This is a genomic window from Streptomyces viridosporus, from assembly GCF_002078235.1.
Taxonomy (GTDB): domain Bacteria; phylum Actinomycetota; class Actinomycetes; order Streptomycetales; family Streptomycetaceae; genus Streptomyces; species Streptomyces viridosporus.
In genome coordinates, this window is sequence record NZ_MSGP01000802.1 from 1 (window position 1) to 1,700 (window position 1,700).

Here is a 1,700-nt window from a genome sequence, read left to right on the forward strand (position 1 = left end):
CGCCCTTGTGGACGAGGAGGGTGGCGTAACCACCGTAGTCGAGGATCATGTTCGGGCCGCCGGTGGGGGTGTTCGGCCAGGTCAGCGCCTGCTCGGTGCACCACCAGTACTCCTCCAGCGTCTCGCCCTTCCAGGCGAAGACCGGGACGCCCTGCGGGTTCTCCGGGGTGCCGTTCGGGCCCACCGCGACGGCGGCCGCGGCGTGGTCCTGGGTGGAGAAGATGTTGCAGGACGCCCAGCGCACCCGCGCGCCCAGCGCGGTCAGGGTCTCGATCAGGACGGCGGTCTGCACGGTCATGTGCAGCGAGCCGGTGATCCGGGCGCCGGCCAGCGGCCGGGCGTCGGCGTACTCCTTGCGGAGCGCCATCAGGCCGGGCATCTCGTGCTCGGCGAGGGTGATCTCCTTGCGGCCGAACTCGGCCAGGGAGAGATCGGCGACCTTGAAATCGGTGAACTCAGCGGACACGGACGCTCCTTGTGATCTGCGCCGACAGCACGTTGCGATGGATGTCGAGGGCCGCGGTGGACTTGTTGAGGGTGATGTAGTGCAGGCCGGGGGCGCCCTCGGCGAGCAGGCGCTCGGCCATGCGGGTGGCGTGGTCGACGCCGATGCGGTGGCCCGCTGCCGGATCGTGACGGGCGGCCTCCAGGCGGTGGGCCAGGTCCTCGGGGAAGGCCGCGTCGCTGAGTTCGGCGAAACGGCGGATCTGCCGCACGTCGGTGGCCGGCATGATCTCCGGGATGATCGGGACGTCGCAGCCGGCCGCCGTCACCCGGTCCCGCAGCCGCAGGTAGTCCTCCACGTCGAAGAACATCTGCGTGATCGCGTAGTCGGCGCCCGCCCGGCACTTGGCCACGAAGTGCCGGATGTCCGACTCCCAGTCGGGCGAGCGCGGGTGCTTCTCCGGAAAGGCGGCCACCCCGATCCTGAAGTCGCCCAGCGAGCACACCAGTTCCACCAGCTGGTAGGCGTGGGTGAAACCGTCGGGATGCGGCACCCAGGGTCCCTTGGGATCGCCCGGGGGGTCGCCCCGCAGGACGAGGACGTCACGGATGCCGGCATCCGCGTAGGTGCCGATGATGTGACGCAGCTCGGCGACCGAGTGGCCGACGGCGGTGAGGTGGGCGACCGGGCGCAGGGTCGTCTCGGCGGCGATGCGCCGGGTGACGGCGACGGTGCGGTCACGCGACGAGCCCCCGGCCCCGTAGGTGACGGAGACGAAGTCCGGCCGCAACGCCTCCACCCGGCGCACCGCTTCCCACAGGACCCGCTCCCCCGCGGCGGTCCGCGGCGGGAAGAACTCGAACGAGAAGGTGGTCATCCCCGTCCTCCGGCGTTGAAGTACGACGCCTCCGGGTGGTGGACGACGATGGCGTCGGTGGACTGCTCGGGGTGGAGCTGGAACTCCTCGGACAGCTCCACGCCGATGCGCTCGGGCTCGAGCAGGTCGGCGATCTTGGCGCGGTCCTCCAGGTCCGGGCAGGCCGGATAGCCGAGCGAGTAGCGGCAGCCCTGGTACTCGGTGCGCAGCATCCCGTCCAGACCGGCCGGGTCGTGGCCCGCTATGCCGAGTTCGGCGCGGACGCGGGCGTGCCAGTACTCGGCGAGGGCCTCGGCGAGCTGGACGGACAGGCCGTGCAGTTCGAGGTAGTCGCGGTAGGCGTCGGCCGCGAAGAGACGGGCGGTCTCCTCGCCGATG

3 protein-coding genes are annotated in these 1,700 nt (G+C 71.2%); all 3 read right to left on the reverse strand.

The annotated features are described in order from the left end of the window. On the reverse strand, positions 1 to 466 hold a 466-nt coding region (locus B7L92_RS37680), incomplete at its 3' end, for an adenosylhomocysteinase (protein WP_143626493.1). Continuing rightward, positions 456 to 1,322: a methylenetetrahydrofolate reductase [NAD(P)H] gene (gene metF, locus B7L92_RS37685; RefSeq protein WP_081241599.1), complete on the reverse strand. Its 867-nt coding sequence runs from the start codon at positions 1,320 to 1,322 to the stop codon at positions 456 to 458. The genes metF and B7L92_RS37680, both read right to left, overlap by 11 nt. Further along, the coding region (locus tag B7L92_RS37690) for a vitamin B12 dependent-methionine synthase activation domain-containing protein (protein ID WP_304364733.1) at positions 1,319 to 1,700 on the reverse strand (382 nt) is incomplete at its 5' end. The genes B7L92_RS37690 and metF, both read right to left, overlap by 4 nt.